Origin of the sequence: Streptomyces hygroscopicus subsp. hygroscopicus (genome assembly GCF_030269125.1) — a bacterium.
GTDB classification, from domain to species: Bacteria; Actinomycetota; Actinomycetes; order Streptomycetales; family Streptomycetaceae; genus Streptomyces; species Streptomyces hygroscopicus_C.
In genome coordinates this window covers 195,929-220,524 of sequence record NZ_BSSM01000013.1, presented here as the reverse complement: position 1 = coordinate 220,524, position 24,596 = coordinate 195,929, and the positions used below count along the sequence as shown (strand labels likewise).

Annotated in this window: 22 protein-coding genes and 1 tRNA gene; 9 read left to right on the top strand and 14 right to left on the bottom strand. The window is 71.7% G+C overall.

Features of this window, described 5'->3' with window-relative positions; genetic code table 11:
- The first annotated feature begins 60 nt into the window (after window positions 1–60).
- Window positions 61–462, top strand: coding sequence for a hypothetical protein (locus tag QSK45_RS27210; RefSeq protein ID WP_285561431.1), 402 nt, complete (start codon window positions 61–63; stop codon window positions 460–462).
- Window positions 463–496: 34 nt separating this feature from the next.
- Complete coding sequence (locus tag QSK45_RS27205; protein ID WP_285561429.1) at window positions 497–1,366, top strand: spermidine synthase; 870 nt, start codon at window positions 497–499, stop codon at window positions 1,364–1,366.
- 16 nt (window positions 1,367–1,382) lie between these two features.
- Here QSK45_RS27205 and QSK45_RS27200 read toward each other — a convergent pair whose 3' ends face one another.
- From QSK45_RS27200 to QSK45_RS27190, 3 genes are all read right to left on the bottom strand, one after another.
- Entirely contained in the window at window positions 1,383–1,589 is a 207-nt protein-coding gene (locus QSK45_RS27200; RefSeq protein ID WP_285561507.1) for a hypothetical protein, read from the bottom strand.
- A 1-nt stretch (window position 1,590) separates the two neighbouring features.
- Complete coding sequence (locus tag QSK45_RS27195) at window positions 1,591–3,027, bottom strand: GH1 family beta-glucosidase (protein ID WP_285561427.1); 1,437 nt, start codon at window positions 3,025–3,027, stop codon at window positions 1,591–1,593.
- A 152-nt stretch (window positions 3,028–3,179) separates the two neighbouring features.
- Complete coding sequence (locus tag QSK45_RS27190; RefSeq protein ID WP_285561424.1) at window positions 3,180–4,229, bottom strand: LacI family DNA-binding transcriptional regulator; 1,050 nt, start codon at window positions 4,227–4,229, stop codon at window positions 3,180–3,182.
- Window positions 4,230–4,724: 495 nt separating this feature from the next.
- Here QSK45_RS27190 and QSK45_RS27185 point away from each other — a divergent pair, with 495 nt between their 5' ends.
- The 5 genes from QSK45_RS27185 (at window position 4,725) to QSK45_RS27165 (ending at window position 11,273) form a co-directional block, all read left to right on the top strand.
- A complete protein-coding gene (locus QSK45_RS27185) occupies window positions 4,725–6,044 on the top strand; it encodes an ABC transporter substrate-binding protein (protein ID WP_285561422.1) in 1,320 nt (439 codons plus the stop codon).
- Between the two features lie 415 nt (window positions 6,045–6,459).
- Window positions 6,460–7,452, top strand: a complete 993-nt coding sequence (locus tag QSK45_RS27180) for a carbohydrate ABC transporter permease (protein WP_285561420.1) — start codon at window positions 6,460–6,462, stop codon at window positions 7,450–7,452.
- A 14-nt stretch (window positions 7,453–7,466) separates the two neighbouring features.
- On the top strand, window positions 7,467–8,375 hold the full coding sequence (locus QSK45_RS27175; protein ID WP_285561418.1) for a carbohydrate ABC transporter permease: 909 nt from the start codon (window positions 7,467–7,469) through the stop codon (window positions 8,373–8,375).
- A gap of 211 nt (window positions 8,376–8,586) precedes the next feature.
- Window positions 8,587–10,035, top strand: a complete 1,449-nt coding sequence (locus tag QSK45_RS27170) for a GH1 family beta-glucosidase (protein WP_285561416.1) — start codon at window positions 8,587–8,589, stop codon at window positions 10,033–10,035.
- A gap of 182 nt (window positions 10,036–10,217) precedes the next feature.
- Window positions 10,218–11,273 carry a LacI family DNA-binding transcriptional regulator gene (locus QSK45_RS27165; RefSeq protein WP_285561414.1) on the top strand — a complete coding sequence of 352 codons (1,056 nt, stop codon included), beginning with the start codon at window positions 10,218–10,220 and terminating at the stop codon, window positions 11,271–11,273.
- A 121-nt stretch (window positions 11,274–11,394) separates the two neighbouring features.
- On the opposite strand, the gene QSK45_RS27160 is transcribed toward QSK45_RS27165, so the two are convergent.
- The 4 genes from QSK45_RS27160 to QSK45_RS27145 form a co-directional block, all read right to left on the bottom strand.
- A tRNA-His gene (locus tag QSK45_RS27160) sits at window positions 11,395–11,470 on the bottom strand.
- 118 nt (window positions 11,471–11,588) lie between these two features.
- The gene (orn, locus tag QSK45_RS27155; protein ID WP_285561411.1) at window positions 11,589–12,194 is read right to left on the bottom strand and encodes an oligoribonuclease; all 606 of its coding nucleotides are present in this window, start codon (window positions 12,192–12,194) and stop codon (window positions 11,589–11,591) included.
- A 140-nt stretch (window positions 12,195–12,334) separates the two neighbouring features.
- A complete protein-coding gene (locus QSK45_RS27150) occupies window positions 12,335–13,561 on the bottom strand; it encodes a GlxA family transcriptional regulator (RefSeq protein WP_285561410.1) in 1,227 nt (408 codons plus the stop codon).
- Window positions 13,562–13,940: 379 nt separating this feature from the next.
- On the bottom strand, window positions 13,941–14,330 hold the full coding sequence (locus QSK45_RS27145) for a hypothetical protein (RefSeq protein ID WP_285561392.1): 390 nt from the start codon (window positions 14,328–14,330) through the stop codon (window positions 13,941–13,943).
- Between the two features lie 354 nt (window positions 14,331–14,684).
- Between QSK45_RS27145 and QSK45_RS27140 the strand changes: the two genes are divergently transcribed.
- Window positions 14,685–15,212 carry a universal stress protein gene (locus QSK45_RS27140; RefSeq protein WP_285561389.1) on the top strand — a complete coding sequence of 176 codons (528 nt, stop codon included), beginning with the start codon at window positions 14,685–14,687 and terminating at the stop codon, window positions 15,210–15,212.
- 62 nt (window positions 15,213–15,274) lie between these two features.
- On the opposite strand, the gene glmS is transcribed toward QSK45_RS27140, so the two are convergent.
- The 3 genes from glmS to QSK45_RS27125 all read right to left on the bottom strand — a co-directional run bounded on the left by glmS (window position 15,275) and on the right by QSK45_RS27125 (window position 17,683).
- Window positions 15,275–17,092 carry a glutamine--fructose-6-phosphate transaminase (isomerizing) gene (gene glmS / locus QSK45_RS27135; RefSeq protein ID WP_285561387.1) on the bottom strand — a complete coding sequence of 606 codons (1,818 nt, stop codon included), beginning with the start codon at window positions 17,090–17,092 and terminating at the stop codon, window positions 15,275–15,277.
- A 13-nt stretch (window positions 17,093–17,105) separates the two neighbouring features.
- Window positions 17,106–17,363 carry a hypothetical protein gene (locus QSK45_RS27130; RefSeq protein WP_285561385.1) on the bottom strand — a complete coding sequence of 86 codons (258 nt, stop codon included), beginning with the start codon at window positions 17,361–17,363 and terminating at the stop codon, window positions 17,106–17,108.
- 107 nt (window positions 17,364–17,470) lie between these two features.
- Complete coding sequence (locus tag QSK45_RS27125) at window positions 17,471–17,683, bottom strand: hypothetical protein (protein WP_285561383.1); 213 nt, start codon at window positions 17,681–17,683, stop codon at window positions 17,471–17,473.
- A 149-nt stretch (window positions 17,684–17,832) separates the two neighbouring features.
- On the opposite strand from QSK45_RS27125, the gene QSK45_RS27120 reads away from it, so the two are divergent.
- Window positions 17,833–19,452, top strand: a complete 1,620-nt coding sequence (locus tag QSK45_RS27120) for a beta-N-acetylhexosaminidase (protein WP_285561381.1) — start codon at window positions 17,833–17,835, stop codon at window positions 19,450–19,452.
- Window positions 19,453–19,503: 51 nt separating this feature from the next.
- Here the strand turns inward: QSK45_RS27120 and QSK45_RS27115 are convergent, their stop codons facing one another.
- Genes QSK45_RS27115 through QSK45_RS27100 form a run of 4 tightly spaced genes read right to left on the bottom strand, consistent with a single transcriptional unit; the run spans window position 19,504 to window position 24,509 of the window.
- Window positions 19,504–21,273: an IucA/IucC family protein gene (locus tag QSK45_RS27115; RefSeq protein WP_285561379.1), complete on the bottom strand. Its 1,770-nt coding sequence runs from the start codon at window positions 21,271–21,273 to the stop codon at window positions 19,504–19,506.
- Window positions 21,270–21,803, bottom strand: coding sequence for a GNAT family N-acetyltransferase (locus tag QSK45_RS27110; RefSeq protein ID WP_285561378.1), 534 nt, complete (start codon window positions 21,801–21,803; stop codon window positions 21,270–21,272). The genes QSK45_RS27115 and QSK45_RS27110 overlap by 4 nt, the downstream gene beginning before the upstream one ends.
- The gene (locus QSK45_RS27105) at window positions 21,800–23,083 is read right to left on the bottom strand and encodes a lysine N(6)-hydroxylase/L-ornithine N(5)-oxygenase family protein (protein ID WP_285561376.1); all 1,284 of its coding nucleotides are present in this window, start codon (window positions 23,081–23,083) and stop codon (window positions 21,800–21,802) included. Before QSK45_RS27105 ends, QSK45_RS27110 begins: the two co-directional genes overlap by 4 nt.
- Window positions 23,067–24,509, bottom strand: coding sequence for a pyridoxal phosphate-dependent decarboxylase family protein (locus QSK45_RS27100; protein WP_285561374.1), 1,443 nt, complete (start codon window positions 24,507–24,509; stop codon window positions 23,067–23,069). The genes QSK45_RS27105 and QSK45_RS27100 overlap by 17 nt, the downstream gene beginning before the upstream one ends.
- Window positions 24,510–24,596: the final 87 nt, after the last annotated feature.

Below are 24,596 nucleotides of genomic sequence, written 5' to 3'. Positions count from 1 at the left end.
TTGACGCGGCCGCGCGTTGGAACGGGTGGACCGCGACAGTGCTGTGTGGTGGAGGCGGGCATGCAGACCAGCAACGAACCGTGCACATCACCGCTGTCGCCCGCGTCGGGCGACACGGTGTGCGACCTGGTGACCGTACCGGCCCGGCAGGGCCTGGAGGCGGTCGACATCCTGCGGCGCGGCGCGGCGGACGCCGTCGGACCGGTGCTGCACGACGACGACCGCGACACCCTCGGCTTCCTGGTGCCCGCGGGTACCGCCGCCGACTGGGACGTACCGGGCAGCACCTGCACGGAGACCAGCGGGCGCGGCCTGCGCCTCGCCCCCGAGCCCCCGGTCGCGGGCTCCGACTGGCTCCTGCCCCCCGCCGACGACGCCGGTCTCGCCACCGACCCGGCCGTCCTGCGCGAGGCCCTCGGCGAGGCGGCGCGGCTGCTCGCGGCCGCCGACAACTGCCGCTGAAACGTTTACCGCGGGAACCTGGGAAAATGGCCCGATGGGCAGATCCAGGAACCCGCGGCGCGCGGCGGCCGCGGTCAGCGCCGTCGAGGAGACCGTCGACGGCGGACTCGCGCAGCTCCTCCCCGACCCGGACCGCGACCGGGCCTGGAAACTGCTGATCGACGGGGCGCCCCAGTCGCACGTCGACCTGGACGACCCCGCGTACCTCTCCTTCGAGTACCAGCGCCGCCTCGGCCATGTCATCGACCTCGCCGCCCCGCCCGGCAAGCCCGTGCACGCCGTGCACCTCGGCGGCGGCGCTCTCACCCTCGCCCGGTACGTCGCCGCCACCCGGCCCCGGTCCACCCAGCAGGTCGTGGAGCGGGACGCGAGCCTGGTGCAACTGGTACGGCGCGAGCTGCCGTTGGACCCGAACGCCCGGATCCGCGTGCGGTCGACGGACGCCCGTGCGGGACTCGGCAAGGTGCCCGACGGCTGGGCCGACCTCGTCATCGCCGATGTCTTCAGCGGCGCCCGCACCCCCGCGCACCTCACCTCCACCGAGTTCCTCGACGAGGTCCGGCGTGCCCTGAAGCCGTCCGGGGTCTACGCCGCCAACCTCGCCGACGGCCCGCCGCTCGCCCATCTGCGCGGCCAGGTCGCGACCGCGGCCGCGCGGTTCGGGGAACTCGCGCTGATCGCCGACGCGGCCGTGCTGCGCGGCAAGCGCTTCGGCAACGCGGTCCTGGTCGCCTCCGACCTGCCGCTGCCGCTGCCCGAACTCACCCGCCGCGCCGCCTGTGACCCGCATCCCGCCCGGGTCGAACACGGCCGCCCGCTCACCGACTTCACCGGTGGGGCCGTACCCGTCACGGACGCGGCGGCCGTCGACTCCCCGGCGCCGCCGCCCTCGGTGTTCCGCTGAATGCCGGCGGCCCGCTTCAGTAGTCGCCGATCTCCCCGTGCGGCGGACCGTCGTGCCAGGCGCAGAACACCGAGACCCGGTCCGTGCCCCGGGTGAACTCCACCCGGATCCACGACTGCTCCATCGCCCAGGACGCGTACGCGTTCTCGAAGGCGTTCGCGGCCTTCGGCTGACGTTCGGGGCGCGGGTGAGGGGCGCGGTACCGCGGTGCCGCGCCCCTCATGTCAGGCGGTCGTCCCCGCGGCGTCCACCGGCGGCAGCTGGCCGGTCCGCGCCGCCCGCGCGTACCAGTGCGCGCTCGACTTCGGAGTGCGCTCCAGCGTCGGGTAGTCCACGTACACGGCGCCGAACCGCTTGCCGTAACCGTACGCCCACTCGAAGTTGTCCATCAGGGACCACAGGTAGTAGCCGCGCACATCGGCCCCGTCGGCGATGGCGTGCCGCACCTCGGCGAGGTGGGCGCGCAGATAGGCGATGCGCTCGGGGTCGTGCACCCGGCCGTCGGCGTCGGGCTTGTCGTCGTAGGCCGCGCCGTTCTCCGTCACGTACAGGGCGAGTCCCGGGGCCTCGCGGGAGTAGCGCGTGATCAGCTCGTACAGGCCGGTCGGGTCGATGGTCCAGCCCATCTCGGTGCGGTCGCCCGGCGTCTGGTGGAACGCCACGTCGTCCGAGCCCGGCCACGGTGAGTGCGCGCTCGCGCCGTGCCCGTCCGCCCGCGGTCCCTTCGGCGCGCTCTCGGCCGAGGAGACCAGCGCCGGCGTGTAGTAGTTGAGGCCCAGCGCGTCCAAGGGCTGCCGGATCTCCGCCAGGTCCCCGTCACGGACGAACGACCAGTCGGTGACCGACGAGGTGGCCTCCAGCAGCGTGGCCGGGTACGCGCCGTGCAGGAGGGGGCCGTGGAAGACGCCGTTGGCGAGGTCGTCGATCCGCCGCGCCGCGCCCAGGTCAGCGGGGTCGTGCGACAGCGGCCGGATCACCTGGGAGTTGAGGCTGACGGCGATCGAGGCGTCGGCGGGCAGCACCGAGCGCAGCGCCTGCGTGGCCAGCCCGTGCGCCAGGTTCAGGTGGTGGGCCGCGCGCAGCGCGGCCGAGGGCTCGGTGCGGCCCGGCGCGTGCACCCCGGAGCCGTAGCCCAGGAAGGCGCTGCACCACGGCTCGTTGAGCGTGATCCACTGCTCCACACGGTCACCGAGCGCCTCGCCCACGAGGTGCGCGTACTCCGCGAAGCGCGGCGCGGTGTCCCGCTCCGGCCAGCCGCCCGCGTCCTCCAACTCCTGCGGCAGGTCCCAGTGGTAGAGGGTGACCGCCGGTTTGATCCCGTGGGACAGCAGCTCGTCGACCAGCCGGCGGTAGAAGTCCAGACCGGCCTGCGCGGCGGGACCCCGGCCGGTGGGCCGCACTCGCGGCCAGGAGACCGAGAAGCGGTAGGCGTTGAGGCCGAGCCGCGCCATCAGCGCCACGTCGTCCCGGTAGCGGTGGTAATGGTCGACCGCGGTGTCGCCGTGGTCGCCGCCCGCCGTCCTGCCGGGCTGGTGGCTGAAAGTGTCCCAGATCGAGGGCGTACGGCCGCCCTCCCGCACCGCGCCCTCGATCTGGTACGCGGACGTCGCCGCCCCCCAGAGGAAGGCGGGCGGGAAGGACTCGGACATCGGTTCGGGCATGGAATCGCTCCCACGAGTTGAGTGCGACCATTATGCATGGGAGCGCTCCCATAGAGAACGGGTCACGCCCGCGAAGGCGTGCGGCGCACGGTTCGGACCGTGCTCAGGGGCCCTTTCCGGGGTCCCGGCAGGTCGCGTCGGCCGAACGCGCCTCAAGCCGACTCCCGCACCACCAGTTCCGTCGGCAGGACCACTTCCCGCCGGCCCGTGCCGCGGTGGGCGATCTCGTCCAGGAGCAGGTTCGCCATGGTGCGCCCCATCTCCTCCAGCGGCTGGCGGACGCTGGTCAGCGGGGGATCGATGTGCCGGGCCACGATCGAGTCGTCGAAACCGACGAGGGCCACGTCCCGCGGCATCCGCCGGCCCGCGGCGCGCAGTTCCAGCACCGCGCCCGAGGCCATCACGTCGGAGGCGGCGAAGACGGCGTCGAGACCAGGGCGCCGGCGCAGGAGTTCGCGCATCGCGGCGCGGCCCCCCTCCTCCGTGAAGTCGCCGGAGGCGATGAGTTCCTCGTCGACGGCGACGCCCGCGTGCTTCAGCGCCTCGCGGTAGCCGTCGAGCCGCTCCCGGGCCACGTCCATGTCCATCGGGCCCGTGATCGTGCCGATGACCCGGCGGCCCGCCGCCAGCAGATGCTCGACCGCCACCCGGGCGCCGCCCCGGTTGTCCGCGCGGACGTGTCCGAGCGGCTCGGTCTCGCTGCGCCGCCCGGCCAGCACGGTCGGCACGGACAGTTCGTCCAGCCGGTCGGGCAGGGTGTCGTCGCTGTGGACGGCCATCATCAGCACCCCGTCCACCCGTTGCGCGGACAGATAGGCCGCCAGGCGCGCGTACTCGGTCTCGTCCCGCGCCAGCACCAGGAGCAACTGCATCCCGGCGCCGGCGAGTCCGGCGGAGACGCCCCGGATGATCTCCGAGAAGTACGGCTCGGAGAAGAGCCGGGTCTCGGCGTCGGGCACGACCAGGGCCACCGAGTCGGTGCGCCGGGTGACCAGGGAACGGGCGGCGCGGTTGGGGACGTAGCCGAGTTCGGCGATCGCCTGCTCGACCACGGCGCGCGACTGGGCGCTGACCTTGGGGGAGCCGTTGATCACCCGGGAGACCGTGCCGCGGCCGACCCCGGCCCGAGCGGCGACGGCGTTCAGAGTCGGGCGCCGGACGTCCGCGGTCCTGTGCGGCTGCGGCAGTTCGGCAGAGCTCATCGTTCACCTTCCGGCGCTTGGTGCGGGGCGGCTTCATTCTGACCCAGAAATATCCGGCCACCGGCCCGGTGCCCCGTGAACGGGCGTCGCCCCGGTGGTCGGCACCCCTGTGATCTGCGGGGATCGCGCGGACCGGGCGGCGGGGGAGGGGTCCTGACGCCCCGTCACGCGAAACATTCGCGTGACGCGCTGAACACGCTTGGGCAACAACGCCGTTTTCAAGTCTTGACACGTGGCCCGGCAGCAACGAGTCTTCCGGCATGCCGCGTGGGAGCGGTCCCACGGTTTCACCGGGGTTCTCTCCCCGTGGCCGGAAAACCACCGAAGGGCCTTCCCTCTGTACCCGTTGCCACGCCGTTGACCAGCACCTTTCCATCGCTTGCCGAGTGCTGTGGGCTGGCCGCTGCTCGAACCGAGAGGGCAGGTCGGGACCGTCGCACGTCGGCGGTCGGATTCCTGAGGTCCCCGTTCCCCACTGGAACAAGGAGTAGTGGAATGCGTATCACCCGTACCGGCGGCCGCCGCGGCCGCAGAGCAGCGGCCGTGGCCACGGCGGTCCTGGCGGCCTCGGCCCTGTTGCTGACCGGCTGCAGCAGCGACGGCGACTCGGACGCCGCGGACTCCAGCGGGAACATCACCCTCACCCTGTCCGACTACGGTCAGTTCGGCTACAAGGAAGCGGGCCTGTTCGCCCAGTACCACAAGCTGCACCCGAACATCACCGTCAAGGAAGAGACGACGGCCAACGAGCAGGACTACTACCCGAAGTTGCTTCAGCAGCTGAACTCGGGCAGCGGGCTCGGCGACATCACGGGCATCGAGGTCGGCCGTATCAAGGAGGTCGTCGACACCCAGGCGGGCAAGTTCGCCGACCTGAGCAAGTCGATCAACGTGAGCGACTGGTTGCCCTGGAAGGAGAAGCAGGCCACCGCGCAGGACGGCACGGTGATCGGCGCCGGCACCGACATCGGCCCGATGTCCCTGTGCTACCGCAAGGACCTGTTCCAGCAGGCGGGTCTGCCGACCGACCGCGACGCCGTGGCGAAGGCGGTCTCGGGCGGCTGGGAGGACTACCTCAAGCTCGGCGAGCAGTACCAGAAGAAGGCGCCCGCCGGCACCCACTTCATGGACTCCGCGAGCGCCATGTACAACGCGGTCGTCAGCTCGTCGGCGAAGCAGTACTACGACGCCGACGGCAAGCCGATCTACAAGGACAACCCGGCCGTCAAGCAGGGCTGGGACCTGGCCGCCGAGGCCGCGTCGAAGAAGCTCAGCGCGGGCCTGGCCCAGTTCCAGGTCCCGTGGCAGACGGCGCTGCGCAAGGGCAACGTGGCCACGGTGGTGTGCCCCGCCTGGATGGCCGCCCAGATCTCGACCTACTCCGGTGACGCCTTCAAGGGCAAGTGGGACATCTCCCACGCCCCCGGCACCACGGCGTCCGCCTGGGGCGGTTCCTTCCTGGCCGTGCCCAAGAGCGGCAAGCACGTCAAGGAGGCCATCGACCTCGTCAAGTGGCTGACCGCCGCCGAGCAGCAGGCCGCCGTGTTCAAGGCCGCCGGCGTCTTCCCGTCCAACACGGGCGCCTACCAGCTCGCCAGCGTGAAGGACGCCAAGCTCCCGTACTTCAGCGACGCCCCGATCGGCCAGATCTACGCCGACGAGGCCAAGTCCATCCCCGACGCCGTGCTCGGCGAGAAGGACGGCGTGATCAAGGACACGATCTCCACCCAGATCAACAACATGGAGCAGCGGGGCACCGCGCCCGACAAGGCGTGGAAGGACGCGACCGACACGATCGACAAGGCGATCGGCTGACGACCGCCGGGTGCGGGCGGCCCCGGCGGCCGCCCGCACCGAGCCCCCGGCCGGAGCCCCGCGACGGCTTTGGCCGCGGGGCCGTCGAGCGGGACGGGCCGGGCGCGGGTCCCTGAGCGACGGGACCCGGCCGGCCCGGCCGCGCTGCACCGACCACCACCCGGCCGGCGACTTCCGCCAGGCCCGCCACGTCCGGCGGGAGTCGCCGGACGGGCGGGCACCAGGCCCCCGGCCGGAGCCCGGCCGACCGGACCCGGTGTCCGGTCGCCGGGACCGGCCCCACACGCACGTCAGGCCGCGGCGCGGGCCGTTCGGCACCGGCCCGTCCGGACAGGGAAGCCGCGGGACGGGCGCCCGGCCCCGAACGCGACTCTCGCCCCGCACCCGGCCCAAACCTTCAGGGAAGGACTCCCTCGTGGCAACGACAACCCCCGTACGGGGCGCCGGCACCCCGCCCGCCGGCGGCTCCGGCGTCGCGCCGAACGGACGCGGCAGGTGGCGTACCCGGCTGTGGCGCCTCGACGACATCGCGTCGCCGTACGCCTACATCGCCCCCTTCTTCCTCGTCTTCGGCGCCTTCGGGCTCTACCCGCTCCTCTACACCGGCTGGATCGCCCTGCACCGGGTGGAGATGACGGGCCTGGACCAGTCCCAGTGGGTCGGCTTCGACAACTTCACCAAGATCCTCCAGGACTCGGAGTTCTGGACGGCCGTCTTCAACACCTTCGTCATCGGCGTCATATCCACCGTCCCGCAGCTGCTCGTCGCGCTCGGCCTGGCCCACCTGCTCAACTACAAGCTGCGCGCCAGCACGTTCTGGCGGACGGTCATCCTCACCCCGTACGCCACCTCGGTGGCCACCGCCGCCCTGGTCTTCGCCCTGGTCTTCCGGGCCGACGGCGGCGTCCTCAACTGGGTGCTGCACTTCTTCGGCGCGGGCAACACCGACTGGGGCAACGGGGAATGGACCTCCAAGATCGCCATCTCGGTGATCGTGATCTGGCGCTGGACGGGCTACAACGCCCTGATCTACCTCGCGGCCATGCAGGCGGTGCCCAGCGATCTGTACGAGGCGGCCTCGATCGACGGGGCGTCGCGGTGGCAGCAGTTCCGCAAGGTGACGATCCCCTCGCTGCGGCCGACGATCCTGTTCACCATCGTCATCTCGACGATCGGCTCCATGCAACTGTTCGGTGAGCCACTGCTGTTGCAGGGCGGCACGCTCGGCGCCGTCGGCGGCAGCGAGCACCAGTACGAGACGCTCAGCATCTACCTCTACAACTACGGCTGGAAGCTCGGCCACCTGGGTCCGGCCGCGGCCGTGGCCTGGGCGATGCTCGTCCTGCTGCTGCTCATCGCCCTGATCAACTGGATCGTCGGCCGGTTCGTGCGCAAGAGCGCGGCCTGACGGGAGCGATATCGATGACCACGACCAGTCCCACCAACACCGCCGTGCCGGACCTCGCCGTCCGCGCGGCCACCGGCCGTCCGCGCTTCAGGGTCGGCGCCGGCCAGCAGCTCAAGGGCGGCCCGTTCACCTACATCGCGCTCGTCGTCGTCGGCCTGGGCTCGATCCTCCCGCTGTACTGGACGCTGGTGGCGGCCTCGCACGACCAGCAGCGCGTCCTGGACACCCCGCCGCCGCTGGTGCCGGGCGGCAGGCTCTGGAGCAACCTCCAGTCGGCCTGGGACCAGGCCAACCTGGGCAAGGCCATCGTCAACAGCGTCGTCGTTGCGGGTTCCATCACCGTCGCCACCCTGTTCTTCTGCACCCTCGCCGGCTATGCCTTCGCCAAGATGCGCTTCCGCGGCCGGGGCGTGCTGATGACGGCGGTCATCGCGACCCTGACCATTCCGCCGCAGCTCAGTGTGGTCCCGCTGTTCATGCTGATGTCCGACATCGGGTGGGGCGGCAAACTGGAGTCGGTGATCTTCCCGACCCTGGTCGGCGCCTTCGGCGTCTTCTTCATGCGCCAGTACCTCCTGGAGGCACTGCCCTACGAGCTGATCGAGGCGGCCAAGATGGACGGGGCGAGCAACATCCGCATCGTCTGGAACGTCGTCCTGCCCGCGGCCCGGCCCGCGATGACGGTGCTCGGCATGCTCACCTTCGTGCAGGCGTGGAACGACTTCTTCTGGCCCTTCCTCGCGCTGAACCAGGAGAACCCCACCATCCAGGTCGCGCTCGGCCAGCTCAGCGCCTCCTACACCCCCGACCAGAGCATCGTCATGGCCGGGGCGCTGATCAGCACCCTGCCGCTGCTGGTGGTCTTCGTCATCTTCGGCAAGCAGATCGTCGGCGGGATCATGGCGGGCGCCGTCAAGGGCTGAGACCGCAGGCCCCGTCTCCCGCGGCTCCCGCGGCCCGTCCCGGTCCCCGCGCCCGGCCGCGCACGCCCGGCACGGCCCGTCCGGTACGACCCGCACCGTACCCGCACCGCGCGCGGGCCGTACCGGGCCGGGCGTCCACCGCCCCGCCCCGTCCGGCACCGCCGGACCGCCGTCCGTCCTCTTCTCACGCCACTTTGGGAGCGTTCTCACCATGACCGCCGTACGACCCGAGGCCAGCGCCCAGCACGCACCGGACACCTCTTTCCCGCCGGGCTTCGTCTGGGGCGCCGCCACCGCCGCCTACCAGGTGGAGGGTGCCGCCGCCGAGGACGGCCGCACTCCTTCCATCTGGGACACCTTCAGTCACACCCCCGGCAAGGTCCGCAATGGTGACAGCGGTGACATCGCCGCCGACCACTACCACCGGTACCGCGACGACGTCGCGCTGATGAAGGACCTCGGCCTCAAGGCGTACCGGTTCTCCGTCTCCTGGTCCCGGGTCCAGCCCACCGGCCGCGGGCCCGCCGTCGAGCGCGGCCTGGACTTCTACCGCAGGCTCACCGACGAGCTGCTGGAGGCGGGCATCACCCCGGTCGCCACCCTGTACCACTGGGACCTGCCCCAGGAGCTGGAGGACGTCGGCGGCTGGCCGCACCGCGACACCGCGCACCGTTTCGCCGAGTACGCCGACATCATGGCCCGCGCCCTCGGCGACCGGGTCGGCGTGTGGACCACGCTCAACGAGCCCTGGTGCAGCGCCTTCCTCGGGTACGGGTCCGGTGTGCACGCGCCCGGCCGCACCGACCCGTCCGCCACCCTGCGCGCCGCCCACCACCTCAACCTCGCGCACGGCCGGGCCGTCGGGGCACTGCGCTCGGCCCTGCCGGCGTCCGCGCAGATCTCCCTCACCCTCAACCTGCACCAGGTGCGCCCGCTGACCGGCAGCGCGGCCGACGCCGAGGCCGCGCGCCGCATCGACGCGGTCGGCAACCGGATCTTCACCGGCCCCGTCCTGGACGGCGCCTACCCCGAGGACCTGCTCGCCGACACCGCGCACCTCGTCGACTGGGACCGGCTGGTGCACGACGGCGACCTGGCGGAGATCTCCCGCCCCATCGACGTGCTCGGTGTCAACTACTACTCGCCGACCGTGGTCTCCCAGGCCGTCGAGGGCTCCGGCACCACCAGGAACGACGGCCACGGCGCCAGCGACCACTCGCCGTGGACCGGCTGCAAGGACGTGGCCTTCCATCTCGCCAACGACGAGCTGACCGCGATGAACTGGGCCATCGACGCCGACGGGCTGCACACCCTGCTCACCGGTCTGGCGGCCGCGTACCCGCAGCTGCCGCTGATGGTCACCGAGAACGGCGCCGCCTTCGACGACTACATCTCCCCCGAGGGCCGGGTCGACGACCCCCAGCGGATCGCCTACCTGCACGGCCACCTGGACGCGGTCCGCCGCGCCATCGCCGACGGGGCGGACGTGCGCGGCTACTTCCTGTGGTCCCTGCTGGACAACTTCGAATGGTCCTACGGCTACTCCAAGCGCTTCGGCGCGGTCTACGTCGACTACTCCACCCAGCGCCGCATCCCCAAGGCGAGCGCCCACTGGTACGCGGAGGTGATCCGCGGCAACGCCCTGCCGGCCACCCGGTGAGCGGAGCGCGGGAGTGACCGTCAGGTCCGGGGGGCGCGGCCGCCGGCGGGTCGCGCCCCGTCGCGCTCCGAGCGGACCGAGGGGCGCGGGAACCGGCTCGGCGGGGACGACGGCGAGCGGGGGCGGACGGATGCCTGCTGTTAGATTCCTGGCCTGACAGCTGCGAACGGAGGGCGGCGACCATGGCGGTCAACGACGGGCGGGGCCGGGGCGGACGGCGGCCCACCCTGGAGGAGGTCGCCGCTCGGGCCGGGGTCGGCCGGGGCACGGTCTCGCGCGTGATCAACGGCTCGCCCCGGGTCAGCGACGCGACCCGCGCCGCCGTGGAGGCGGCGGTCGCCGAACTGGGCTACGTCCCCAACACGGCGGCCCGCGCGCTGGCCGCCAACCGCACCGACGCCATCGCCCTGGTCGTCCCCGAGCCCGAGACCCGGTTCTTCACGGAGCCGTACTTCTCGGACATGCTGCGCGGGGTCGGCGCTCAACTGGCCGATACCCAGATGCAGTTGATCCTGACCTTCGCGGGCAGCGACCGCGAGCGGGAGCGCCTGGCGCACTATCTGGCGGCCCACCGGGTGGACGGTGTCCTCCTGGTCTCGGTGCACGCCGACGACCCGCTGCCGGACCTGCTGGCCGAGCTGGAGATCCCCGCGGTGGTCAGTGGCCCGCGCTCGGACACGGAGCCGCTCCCCTCCGTGGACGCGGACAACTACGGCGGCGCCCGCGCGGCCGTGGAGCACCTCCTTTCCCGCGGCCGCACCCGCATCGCCCACATCACCGGCCGCCCGGACGTCTACGGCGCCCGGCGCCGCGTCGACGGCTATCGGGACGCCCTGCGCGCCGCGGGCCACGAGGTGGACGAACTCCTCGTGGAAGGCGGCGACTTCACCGAGGAAGGCGGTCGCCGCGCGATGTCCGCCCTGCTCGCCCGCCGCCCGGACCTCGACGCGGTGTTCGCCGGTTCGGACGTCACGGCGGCCGGCGCCCGCCAGGTGCTGCGCGAGCAGGGCCGCCGCATCCCCGACGACGTCTCCCTCGTCGGCTACGACGACTCCGTCATCGCCCGCCACATGGACCCGCCCCTCACCAGTGTCCGCCAGCCCATCGAGCAGATGGGCCGCGCCATGATCGACCTGCTCCTGACGGAGATCGCCGACCGCCGCCCCGCGGGCCCGGGGCGGGGCGAGCGACGGCACGCGGTGCTGCCCACGGAGCTGGTGGTGCGGGCGTCGTCGTAGCGCCGCGTGGGCCGCGGCGGCCCACGCGTGGGGCCCGTACGTCCGTGCGCCCCGGCGACGGCGCGCGCGGATGACGAAGAAGCCCCTGATCGGCGTCTCCGCTGATCAGGGGCTTCCCTGGTGGGGTGAGTGACGGGACTCGAACCCGCGGCATCCTGGACCACAACCAGGTGCTCTACCAGCTGAGCTACACCCACCATGACCGGTGCTCGGAAACTTGTCGTTTCCCCGACCGGCCGAGAAGAAGTCTACAGGGTCCGAGGGGGTGCTCGCGCACACGTTTTCGCGAGGCCCCCCGGGCGGACCCTGTCCGGCCTACTTCGCCGCGGGCAGCACGTGCTTCGCCGCGATCGTCCGGGCCGTCTCCGAGTCCGGGCCCGGCTGCGGGACGAAGATGGCCTCGCGGTAGTAGCGCAGCTCGGCGATGGACTCGCGGATGTCGGCGAGGGCCCGGTGGTTGCCGTTCTTCTCCGGGCTGTTGAAGTACGCCCGCGGGTACCAGCGGCGGGCCAGTTCCTTGACCGAGGAGACATCCACGATCCGGTAGTGCAGCCAGTCCTCCAGCGTCGGCATGTCCCGCAGCAGGAAGCCGCGGTCGGTGCCCACGGAGTTCCCGCACAGCGGGGCCTTGCCGGGCTCCTTGACGTGCTCCTTCACATACGCCAGGACCTGCGCCTCGGCGTCCTCGAGCGTCGTGCCGTTCGGGAGCTCGGCGAGCAGCCCGGACGCGGTGTGCATCTGACGCACCACCTCCGGCATCGTCTCCAGCGCCCGCTCCGGCGGGCGGATGACGATGTCCACCCCCTCGCCGAGTACGTTCAGCTCGGAGTCGGTGACGAGGGCGGCCACCTCGATGAGAGCGTCGTCGGACAGCGAGAGGCCGGTCATCTCGCAGTCGATCCACACCATGCGATCGTTCATGCGACCACCCTAAGGCGGACCTCCCCTTTTGGATGCCCCGCGTCGGCCGGGAAGTGAGCGCGGACACGGGCGGAGAAGGGGAGGGGCGCGGAGCCTGGACTCCGCACCCCTCCCCCTTCATCCCGTTCAGCGGCTCCCGGTCAGCTCCCGGCGCGCGGCCCCGGCAGCAGCGTCATCGCGCCGGCCCCCGCCGTGCGCCTGCTCTGCATCGGTACTCCGCTGTCCCGCTCCGCGTGCAGCACCGACGGCATCGTGCCCATCGGACCCGGCCCCGGCAGCCCCGCGGACGGCAGCGGCTGCCCGGACGGCGGTTGCGGCGCGGTCTCCGCCTCACCCGGCTTCTCGGCCCCCGGCCTGCGGGCCCGGTACGCGGCCCGGTAGGCGGCGGGGGAGGAGCCGAGCTGGCGGCGGAAGTGCCCGCGCAGCGCGACCGGCGAGCGGAACCCGCACCGGCCGGCCACCTCGTCCACCGAGTAGTCCGACGTCTCCAGCAGCCGCTGGGCCTGGAGCACCCGCTGCGTGATCAGCCACTGCAGCGGCGCGCTCCCGGTGAGCGACCGGAACCTGCGGTCGAACGTGCGGCGGCTCATGTACGCCCGCGCCGCCAGCGTCTCCACGTCGAACTGCTCGTGGAGGTGCTCCAGCGCCCAGGCGACGACCTCGGCGAGCGGGTCGGCGCCGATCTCCTCGGGTAAAGACCGGTCGAGGTAGCGCTCCTGACCGCCCGAGCGGCGCGGCGGGACCACCAGGCGGCGGGCCAGCGCGCCGGCCGCCTCGTTGCCGTGGTCCGTCCGCACGATGTGCAGACAGAGATCGATTCCGGCCGCCGTCCCCGCGGAGGTGAGCACGTCGCCGTCGTCGACGAACAGCTCCCGCGGGTCGACGTGCACCGACGGATAGCGCTTGGCCAGCGTCGGCGCGTACATCCAGTGGGTGGTCGCCGGGCGGCCGTCGAGCAGTCCGGCGGCCGCGAGCACGAACGCGCCGGTGCACAGCCCGACGATGCGGGCGCCCTCCTCGTGTGCCCGGCGCAGCGCGTCGAGCGCTTCCTCGGGCGGCGGCGCGGTGATCGAGCGCCAGGCCGGTACGACGACCGTACCGGCGCGGGAGATCGCCTCCAGCCCGTGGGGGGCGGTGAGTTCGAGGCCCCCCGTGGTCCGCAGCGGACCCTCCTCGCCGCCGCACACCAGCAGTCGGTAACGCGGCACTCCGGCGTCCTGGCGGTCGATGCCGAACACCGACAGCGGTATGGAACTCTCGAAGATGGGGCCGCCGCTGAACAGCAGCACCGCGACGATCTCCTTGCGGCGGCGTCCGGACAGTTTCCGGACAGCGGCTTCCGACGCGGCAGTGGAGTCGTGGCTCATCCTGCTAAGCCCCCCTCGGTGGTCGCGGCTCCTCGGTTGTGTCGCTCCTGCACGTTTCCCCTCGGTCCTGCACGAGTCCCCCGCCGTAAAGACAGTCAAGATCGAATCTACTGGGTCCCGCGGACGCACGGTGACCAGTTCCAAATGCGGCACATTGTCGACATGACAACTTGGCGTGAAGCATTCGATCACGAAGGGTTGCACTCGCGGGCCGCGCAGGGAAGTGCGCCTTCCGGCAGTGGCCAAACCGCGTAGGGTGCGTAGCGCTCCGTAGACCCTTTCCGTGCAGGTGGAACGGGGGTTGAGGGGTGGTCCGGACCACCCTGGGGCGATATCCAGAAGTTGGCTGAAAAGAAGCGCTTGGAAGCGTGGAAACCGGTCAGTCGACCGGTGTCTTCCCCCGGGTGTGACGTCCGCCTCTTTGCACGCCGCAACGCCCAGCGATCGGGCCGTCCCCGCGGCTCTCTTCCCGTCCGCCGGCCCGCCCGCCGGCCCGCCCGGCGCCCCGCGCCCCGCCGCGCCGCGCGCCGCGCCCGCGGCTCCGGCGCGCGCCCCGCCGCGCCGCGCGCTCCGACCGCCGTAGCAGAAGCCGGCAGACGGCGGTGACGGCGGCCAGCCCCAGCGCGGTGCCCGTGGCGCCGGCGAGCGAGGTGCCGTACCAGACCAGGACCACCGGGACGAGGACGCAGCTGAAGGCCGCCCAGCGGATCAGCTCGCCCGTGCCGTCCTGCGCGCCGGGCTCCTCGTGGCTGGACCGCGGTCCGGGCATCTCGTACTCCCTGTGGCGAGCGGTGTCGGCCTGTGGCGCCGTGTGGCTCCCTGTGGCGGTGGCTCACCCCGTTCAACGCCCGTCCGACCGGTCGGTCACCGGCCGTGCGTCCGCGAATTCCGTGCAAAGCGCCTGTACGCGACAACGGGCATTGCGCAACGGGCGCGGCTCGTGCATGCTCCGGGGAACCCCTACGGACGTCGGGGGGCCGCTTACGGAGCGTGCAAGGCAACTGGGCTCGGGAGGCGTGCCGCCGTACCCTTGGGGGTATGGGGTGGGGAAGATGAATCCCGGACACAGCTCCGCTGCACACTGTCGTCCCGTCCCATAAAGGATCACAACGCCGAGACAGCCATGGCCGGTCACGAATTCTTCGAACCCGCGGACCGCAAGCGGCCGGTCGCCGATCCCACGGCGGCCGATCCCCTGGCGGCGGAAGAGTCATGTCATTCCTGCGACCCCGCCTTCCGGCACGGAGTCGTCGTCGGCTTCGACGGCTCCACCTCCAGTGAGCGCGCCCTCGCGTACGCGATCGGCATGGCGCACCGTTCCCACTCCGGGCTGATCATCGTGCATGTCGCCAACCGGCTGCCCACCACGGTCTGGGCGGGCTGCGAGCCGCCGGTCTTCGTGGACGTGCCGGATCACCGCACGGAGGTGCTCGGCCTCGAACTCGCCTGCGCGGACTACCTGTCCGAGGTGCCCTGGATCCTCGTCGAGCGGGGCGGGGACATCTGCCACGAACTCGAGGAGGTGGGCCGGGAGTACGAGGCGGACGCGATCGTCGTCGGCTCCACGCACGGGATCGTCGGCCGCATCTTCGGTTCCGTCGCGGGGCGGCTCGCGCGGCGGGCGCGGCGCCCGGTCATCGTGATCCCCTGAGACGGCGGAACCCCCGTGCGCCGTGCACGGGGGTTCGTCCGGTCCTCTCCTCGTCCGGTCCCCTACTCGACCGTCACCGACTTGGCGAGGTTCCTCGGCTTGTCGATGTCCCGGCCCAGCGCCCGCGCCGTGTGGTAGGCGAGGAGCTGGAGCGGGATGCCCATCAGGATCGGGTCGAGTTCGTCCTCGTTCTTCGGGACGACGATGGTCTGGTCGGCCTTCTCCTGGTGCTGGTGGGCCACGGCGAGGATCTTGCCCTCGCGGGCCTTGATCTCCTCCAGGGCGGCGCGGTTCTTCTCCAGCAGGTCGTCGTCGGGGACGATCGCGACCGTCGGCAGGGCCGGCTCGATCAGGGCCAGCGGGCCGTGCTTCAGCTCGGAGGCGGGGTAGGCCTCGGCGTGGATGTACGAGACCTCCTTGAGCTTGAGGGAGGCCTCGCGGGCGACCGGGTAGCCCCGGACGCGGCCGATGAAGAGCATCGAGCGGGCGTCGGCGTACAGCTCGGCCAGCTCCTTGATCTGCTCCTCCTGCTTGAGGATCTCGGTGATCTGGTCGGGCAGCCTGCGCAGGCCCTCGATGATCCGCTTGCCGTCGCGCACCGAGAGGTCGCGCGTGCGGCCCAGGTGCAGCGCGAGCAGCGCGAAGGCGACCGTGGTGTTGGTGAAGCACTTGGTCGAGACGACGCAGACCTCGGGGCCCGCGTGGACGTAGATCCCGGCGTCCGCCTCACGGGCGATCGCCGAACCCACCACGTTGACGACGCCGAAGACCCGCGCGCCCTTGCGCTTCAGCTCCTGCACGGCGGCGAGGACGTCGTAGGTCTCACCGGACTGGGAGACCGCGACGTACAGCGTGTCGGGGTCCACGACCGCGTTGCGGTAGCGGAACTCGGAGGCCGGCTCGGCGTCCGCGGGGATGCGGGCCAGCTCCTCGATCATCTGGGCGCCGATCATGCCGGCGTGGTACGAGGTGCCGCAGCCGAGGATCTTCACGCGGCGGATCTGCCGGGCCTCGCGGGCGTCGAGGTTGAGTCCGCCGAGGTGCACGGTGGAGAACCGGTCGTCGATCCGGCCGCGCAGCACCCGGTCGACCGCGTCGGCCTGCTCGAAGATCTCCTTGTGCATGTAGGTGTCGTGGCCGCCCATGTCGTACGACTCGGCCTCCCACTCCACCGTGGTGGGCTCGGCGGTAGTGCGCGTGCCCTCGGTGGTGTAGGTGCGGAAGTCGTCGGCCTTGAGGGTGGCCATCTCGCCGTCGTCCAGGGTCACTATCTGGCGCGTGTGCGTGACGAGGGCGGCGATGTCCGAGGCGACGAACATCTCCTTCTCGCCGATGCCGAGGACGACCGGGGAGCCGTTGCGGGCCACCACGATCCGGTCCGGGAAGTCGGCGTGCAGCACGGCGATGCCGTACGTGCCCTCGATCAGCCGGACCGCCTGGCGGACCTTGTCCTCCAGCTTCTCGGCGGTCGAGCGGGCGATGAGGTGGGTGAGGACCTCGGTGTCGGTCTCGGAGAGGAACTCGACGCCGTCCGCCTCCAGCTTGCGGCGCAGGTCGGCGGCGTTGTCGATGATGCCGTTGTGCACGACGGCGACCTTGTTGTCGGCCGACATGTGGGGGTGGGCGTTCACGTCGGAGGGGGCGCCGTGGGTGGCCCAGCGGGTGTGGGCGATGCCGGTGGTGCCCTTGAAGCGCGCCGGGACCTTCGCCTCCAGGTCGCGCACCCGGCCCTTGGCCTTGACCATCTTCAGGCCGGGCGCCTTCGGGGAGGTGATCACGACGCCCGCGGAGTCGTACCCGCGGTACTCCAGCCGCTGCAGGCCCTCCAGCAGGAGGGGCGCGACGTCACGCTTCCCGATGTAACCGACAATTCCGCACATATTAAAGATATTCCTAGCCGTAGACGATGCGGCGCAGCTGCCTGAGCGTCAGCTCGGGCGGTGCGACCGCTCGATACCTGAGGTCCGCCCCGATCCGTTCGAAGATCTCCGCGTTCACCAGGCCCTGGGCCTGGAGCTCGCGGTGGCGGCGACGGACGAAATCCTCCGTCGACTCGTCGAAATAGGCGAGCACGTCCTGGATCACCCGCAGCGCCTCGCCCCTGCCGAGGGGCGTGGATCGCGTCAGGTGATCTACGAGTTCGTCGTGCACCCGTAGATCCTCGGATACCGGCGTCGGTTTCGCAAGAATCCTGCCCGATATCGGGCAGTGACGGGCTGGGCGGCGTGGTGAACTCGCGTTCCTGGCTGTGTCCTTCGTCACTTCTCCGCTCGGGGTCGGGCAGGGACCGTCTGCTTGGCCGGTGTGAACTCCTTCTCGGTCGACCGGATCCGGGGGACCCGCTCCGGCGGCAGCGCGTCGCGCACCTCGTCCGCGAAGTGCTCGGCGACGCCGTGGCACTCGGACTGCCCGACCGCCTGCCCCGCGCGGAGGGCGCGGACGCCGGCGCGCCCAACGGCGCGGGGAATCACCCCGGTTCCCGGCGCGGCGGCCCGACGTGAGCCGCGGGGCGTCACCGCCGAGGGCCCAGGCGCCGTCCTTCCGGATGATTTATGCCATAGCGGATTTTTTTCACCGGATCTGCGGGAGAGTGGTCTCGACCACACCCGAAGGAGCGCATGTGAGACGGAATCGCCGTACGACTCCCCGCACCGCCCGCGTCCTCGGTTCGCTGCTGCTCGTCGCGGCGGCCGGCGCCTTCACCGTCGGCGCCGCCCCCGCCCCGCCCAAGACCGCCTCCGCCCCGTCCAGGACCGCCGTCCCCCTGGACCGGGTGGTCCCGGCCCCCGCCTCCGTCACCCCGGGTGGGGCGCCGTACCGCCTCACCCGCGCCACCGCCGTCCGCGTCGACGGCCCGGCCGGGGTCCGCCGCGTCGGCGCCTACCTCACCGGCATCCTGCGGCCCTCCACCGGCTATCCGCTGCCGCTCACCGACGGCGGCAGCGGCGGCATCCGCCTCCACCTGGAGAAGGGCGACTACGGCGCCGAGGGCTACCGGCTGCGCAGCGCCCCCTCCGGCGTCACGCTCACCGCGGGCACCCCCGCGGGGCTCTTCCACGGCGTGCAGACGCTGCGTCAGCTGCTCCCGGCCGCCGTCGAGAAGAGGACGGTCCAGCACCAGAGCTGGGAGATCGCCGGCGGCACCATCGAGGACCACCCCCGCTACGCCTACCGCGGCGCCATGCTGGACGTCGCCCGGCACTTCTTCACCGTCGCCCAGGTCGAGCGGTACATCGACCAGCTCGCCCTCTACAAGGTCAACGAGCTGCATCTGCACCTCAGCGACGACCAGGGCTGGCGCATCGCCATCACCTCCTGGCCCCGCCTGGCCGACTACGGCGGCGCCACCGAGGTCGGCGGGGGCGAGGGCGGCTCCTACAGCCAGGCCGACTACCGGCGGATCGTCTCCTACGCGGCCTCGCGCTACGTGGAGGTCGTGCCCGAGATCGACATGCCCGGCCACACGAACGCGGCCCTCGCCTCCTACGGCCGGCTCGACTGCGACGGCGTGGCACCCCCGCGCTACACCGGCACCGAGGTCGGATTCAGCTCGCTGTGCGTCTCCAAGGACGTCACGTACACCTTCGTGAACGACGTCGTCAAGGAACTGGCCGCGCTCACGCCGGGCCGCTACCTGCACATCGGCGGCGACGAGGCGCACTCCACCAGCCACGCCGACTACGTGACCTTCATGGACCGCGTGCAGCCGATCGTCGCCGGGTACGGCAAGACGGTCATCGGCTGGCACCAGCTCACCGGCGCCCACCCCGCCGAGGGCGCGCTCGCGCAGTACTGGGGCCTGGACGGCACCGGTGCCGCGGAGAAGGAGCAGGTCGTGCGGGCCGCCCGCGCGGGCACGGGTCTGATCCTGTCCCCGGCCGACCGGGTCTACCTCGACATGAAGTACACCAAGGACACCAGGCTCGGGCTGACCTGGGCGGGCCTGGTCGAGGTGCGGCGGTCCTACGACTGGGACCCGGGCGGCTATCTGCCGGGGGCGCCCGCGGCGGCGATCAAGGGGGTGGAGGCGCCCCTGTGGTCGGAGACGCTGAAGACGTCCGCCGACATCGAGTACATGGCCTTCCCTCGGCTGCCGGGCGCGGCCGAGCTGGGCTGGTCGCCCGCGGCCACGCACGACTGGAACGGCTACAAGGTGCGGCTGGCCGCGCAGGGCCCGCGGTGGGACGCCCTCGGGATCGGGTACTACCGGTCGCCGCAGGTGCCGTGGCCCCGCGGCTGACGGGGAGTCGGACGGGCGCCCCGGAGGACCGTACTCCGGGGCGCCCGCCCGTCAGTGTCCGGCCAGCGGATTGCGCAGCGTGCCCACCAGCTGGAGCGCCCCGGACGGGTCCGCGAGATCCACCATCTGCCGGTTGTCGCGCAGCTGGAGCCGGTTGAGGCAGGACAGCGCGAACTCGGGCGCGAAGAGGTCGTACCGCCGGAACCGGTCGGCGAGCCGGGGGTTGGCCTCCTGGTACTCACGGCTGATCTCCGCGACCGTCCGCCAGAACCCGTCCTCCGCGAGGATGCCTTCGCCGGCCAGGTTCGCGGCGAGGAAGCGGAAGAAGCAGTCGAAGACGTCGGTGAAGATCGACAGCAGCCTCCTGTCCTCGGGGACCGCCACACGGACCCGGGCCACCTCCGGCGGCAGCACGGCGTCCGGGTCCATCACCACGATCTCCTCGGCGATGTCCTTGTACACGGCCCGCCGCACCACTCCGTCCCGCAGCACCAGGACGGTGTTCTCGCCGTGCGGCATGAACGCCAGGCCGTAGGCGTAGAAGCTGTGCAGCAGCGGGACGTAGTACGCCCGCAGGTACCGCCGCAGCCACTCGGCGGGCGCGAGCCCCGAGCGCTCGATCAGGGCGCCCGCGAAGGACGCGCCGTCGTGGTCGACGTGCAGCAGCGAGGCCATGGTGGCGAGCGACTCGCCGTCCTTGAGGGAGGGCACCGGGCTCTCCCGCCACAGCGCGGCCAGCATCCTGCGGTAGGGGGAGGAGCGGTCGGTGGCCCGCTCGTACTCCAGGTGCCGGTAGCCGACGGCCGCCCGCTCGCGGATGATCGTCAGGCCGGTCTCCCTCAGCACGGGATCGTCGTCGACGAGCCGGGCGAGCCAGTCGTTGATGGCCGGGGTGGCCTCCATGTAGGCGGCCGAGAGGCCGCGCATGAAGCCCATGTTGAGGACGGACAGGGCCGTCTTCACATAGTGCTTGTGCGGGTCGCTGGTGTTGAAGAAGGTCCGGATGGACTGCTGGGCGAGGTACTCGTCGTCGCCCTCGCCGAGCGGGACCAGGTGGCGCAGGGCCACTTCCGCGGCGAAGGTGACGGACAGCTTGTTCCACCACTGCCAGGGGTGGACCGGGATGAGGAGGTAGTCGGCCGGGTCGAGGCCCTGCGCGGTCAGCGCCCGCCCGAACCGCTCGACGGTCTCCTCGCCCAACTCCGCCCGGATGAAGCCCTCGTACCCGATCCCGGCGCCCGCCGTGAAGGCGGCCCGCGACCGGTGCGCGGCCAGCCACACCAGGCGGACGGGGTGCGCGGTCTCCGGGGCGTACGACAGGTACTCGTGGACGCCGAACCCGAGCCGCCCGTTGTTCGCGACGAAGCAGGGGTGGCCCTCGGTCATTCCGGTCTCGATCGCCTGGAAGCCGCTCGACGCCAGCTCGGCGGAGGTGACCGGGTGCTTGGCGAGCTTGTAGCAGGTGCCGGAGAGGGTGGAGGAGATCTCCTCCAGGTAGACCGGCAGGACGGCGTCGCCGAGCCCCAGCGACTCCTTCAGCTCGATGACGAAGTCCAGTGCCGAAAGCGGCAGTTCGCTTCCCTCGCGCTCGCGGGTGACGGAGCCGGCGTCGACCTGCCAGTGGTCGAGGGCGCGGCGCACGGCGGTGAACCGGTAGACGGTGCGCCCGTCGTCGCTGCGGACGGCATACCCCTCGCCGTCCACTTCGGGCGTGATCAGGCGCTCGTGCGCGAACTCCGCGAGTGCCTTGCGGATCAGCAGCCGGTTGGCCTGCGCCCAGCGCTCGGGGGAGAGGTGGGCGACGGACTCGGCGGGCGTCACGCGGCCACCGCCTTCCTGAACCGCTCGCGCGTGCAGAAGCTCAACAGGGCGCGTTTCTCGGGCTTGCGTATCTCGCGCTCGGCCACGAACCCGACGGCCTCGTTCAGCGCGTGCACGGCCTTGTTGCGCACATCCGGCTCCACGACGACGCGCCGTACCGCCGGGTCCTCGAAGAGGTGGGTCATGACGGCGGTGAGGACGGCCCTGGTGAACCCGTGCTCGGGGGTGTCGGTGGCCGGGGTCAGGAAGTGCATGCCGACATCGCCGGGCCGCGGCTCGTAGAGGCCCACCAGTTCCCGGCGCGCGGGGTCGTACTTCTCCATGAGGAAGGCGGCGCGGCCGTCCCGCAGTCCGAGGAGCGCGTGATGGTGCGGGTCGGCCGCGATCTGCGTGTACGCCCGCTCGACGTTCTCGCGTCCGGCGTCCCGCATCATCCAGAAGGCGGCCTTCGGGTGGGTGACCCAGGAGTGCAGCAGCTCGGCGTCCCGGAGCGGGTCGACGGGCCGGAAGTCGAACCTCGTGCCGGTCATGCGGCGAACTCCTGGAAGGTGACGGACTTCTCGACGGGGTAGTACTCGGTGCCGAGCAGCTCGCGGATGATGCACGCGTTGCGGTACGGGCCCATGCCCAGGTCGGGGCTGGTGACGCTGTGGGTGTGGACGCCGCCGTTCTGCAGGAAGACACCGCGCCCGGTGACGTCGATGGCGTAGTTGCGGGCCACGTCGAAGCGGCCGTGCCCGTCGAAGCGCAGCCGCTCGCGCAGCGGGGCGAGGAAGGCCGGGGGCGCGTAGTGGTAGCCGGTGGCCAGCACCAGGCCCTCGGTGCGGATCTCGAAGTCCTTGCCCTGCTCCTCCTGGCGGAAGCCGAGGGTGTAGGCCCCGCCGTCGTGCCGGGCGCTGTCCAGGGAGGAGTTGGTGAGCAGCCGGGTGGGCACGGGCCGGTCCCCGCTTTCCACGTTCTTCTGGTACAGCAGGTCGAAGATCGCGTCGACGAGGCCCGAGTCGATGCCCTTGAACAGCCCCTTCTGCTGCTCCTCCAGCCGGTACCGGGTCTCCTCGGGCAGCGCGCGGAAGTAGTCGATGTAGTCCGGGGAGGTCATCTCCAGCGTCAGCTTGGTGTACTCCAGCGGGAAGAACCGCGGGGACCGGGTGACCCAGTTGAGCTGGTAGCCGTGGACGTCGATCCCGGACAGCAGCTCGTAGTAGATCTCGGCCGCGCTCTGCCCGCTGCCCACCACCGTGATGGACTCCTTCCGCTGCAACTCCGCCTTGCGGCCCATGTACTGGGAGCTGTGCAGGAAGTCCCCGGCGAGGTCCCGGCAGGGCTCGGGGACGTACGGCACCGTGCCCGTGCCGAGGACGAGGTGCCGGGCGCGGTAGGTGTCCCCGGTGCCGGTGCGGACCACGTGGGCGTCGTCCTCGTACGACACCTCGGTGACCGTCGTGCCGAACCGGACGCTGCTCAGCTTGCCGGCGGCCCAGCGGCAGTAGTCGTCGTACTCCAGCCGCAGCGGATAGAAGTTCTCGCGGATGTAGAAGGAGTACAGCCTGCCCTTCTCCTTCAGGTAGTTGAGGAAGGAGTACGGCGAGGTGGGGTCGGCGAGGGTGACCAGGTCCGACAGGAACGGGGTCTGGAGGTGGGCGCCGTCCAGGAACATCCCGGCGTGCCACTCGAAGTCGGGCTTGGACTCCAGGAAGACGGCGTCCAGTTCCGCGATCGGCTCGGTCAGGCAGGCGAGGCCCAGGTTGAAGGGGCCGAGCCCGATCCCCACGAGGTCGTGGACGCGGCCGGCTTCAGGAAGCGCGGTCAAGGGACCCTCCCAGGTACTGCTCGGCGTGGCCGGCGATCAGGTCGAGGACGGCGGCGATGTCGGCCGGCGTCGTCTCGGGGTTGAGCAGGGTGAACTTCAGATAGTGGCGGCCGCCCACCGTGGTGCCGGCGACCACGGCGTCGCCGGCGGCGAACAGGGCCTCGCGGGCGTGGAGGTTGGCGCGGTCGATCTCGGCCGGGTCCGGGACGGCGGCCGGGACGTAGCGGAAGACGAGGGTGGACAGGGCCGGCTCGACCACCACGTCGAACCGGGGGTCGGCGGTGAGCAGGCCCCAGCCCTCGACGGCCAGGTCCAGGACCTCGTCGAAGAGTTCGCCGATGCCGTCGGCGCCCATGGTGCGCAGGGTCAGCCACAGCTTGAGGGCGTCGAAGCGGCGGGTGGTCTGCAAGGACTTGTCGACCTGGTTGGGGATGCGCTCGCGCACCATGCGGCGCGGGTTGAGGTAGTCGGCGTGGTAGGTGGCGTGCCGCAGGGTGGCCCCGTCGCGCACCAGCACGGCCGACGAACTGACCGGCTGGAAGAAGGACTTGTGGTAGTCGACGGTGACCGAGTCGGCGCGCTCGACGCCGTCGATGCGGTGCCGGTACCTGCGCGAGGCGAGCAGCCCGCAGCCGTAGGCCGCGTCCACGTGCAGCCACGCGCCGTACCGGGCGCACAGACCGGCGATCTCGGGCAGCGGGTCGATGGAGCCGAAGTCGGTGGTGCCCGCGGTGCCGACGACCGCCATGGGCACCAGGCCCTCGGCGCGGCAGCGCTCCAGTTCGTGGGCGAGCGCGACGGTCCGCATGCGCTTGTCGCGGTCGACGGGGACGGTGAGGACCGCGTCCGGGCCGAGCCCGAGCAGTTTCGCCGACTTGCGCACGCTGAAGTGGCTGGTCTCGGAGGCGAGGACGCGCAGTCTCGCCAGATCGTCGCTCTTGGCCTCCTCCCGTGCCAGCAGCAGCGCCTGGAGGTTGGACTGGCTGCCGCCGGAGGTGAACACGCCGTCCGCGGCCGGGCCGAGGCCGAGCCGCCCGGTCGTCCAGTCGATCAGCTTGCGCTCGATGAGCGTGCCGCCGGCCGACTGGTCCCAGGTGTCCAGCGAGGAGTTGACCGCGGACAGCACGGCCTCGCCGAGCACCGCCGGGATGACGACCGGGCAGTTGAGGTGGGCGAGGTAGCGGGGGTGGTGGAAGTAGACGGCGTCCTTCAGGTAGACGTCCTCCAACTCGTCCAAGGCGGCGGCGGTGTCACCGAGCGGCCGGTCCAGGTCGATGGCGTCGACGCGGGGGGCGAGACCGTCCACCGTGACGCCGGTGAACGGGCGCTCGGTGGCGATGAGCCTGGCCGCCACGCGCTCGACCCCTTCGGTCACGCAGCGGCGGTAGTGCTCCGCCGTGAGGCCATTGAGCAGGTGGGAGCGCATGGGGGGTCCTCCGGGGGAAGTCCATGGGGAAGTCCGTAGAGTCAACTTAGGGAAGCCTAACCTAACTTTTTTGGATCGAGGCGCACG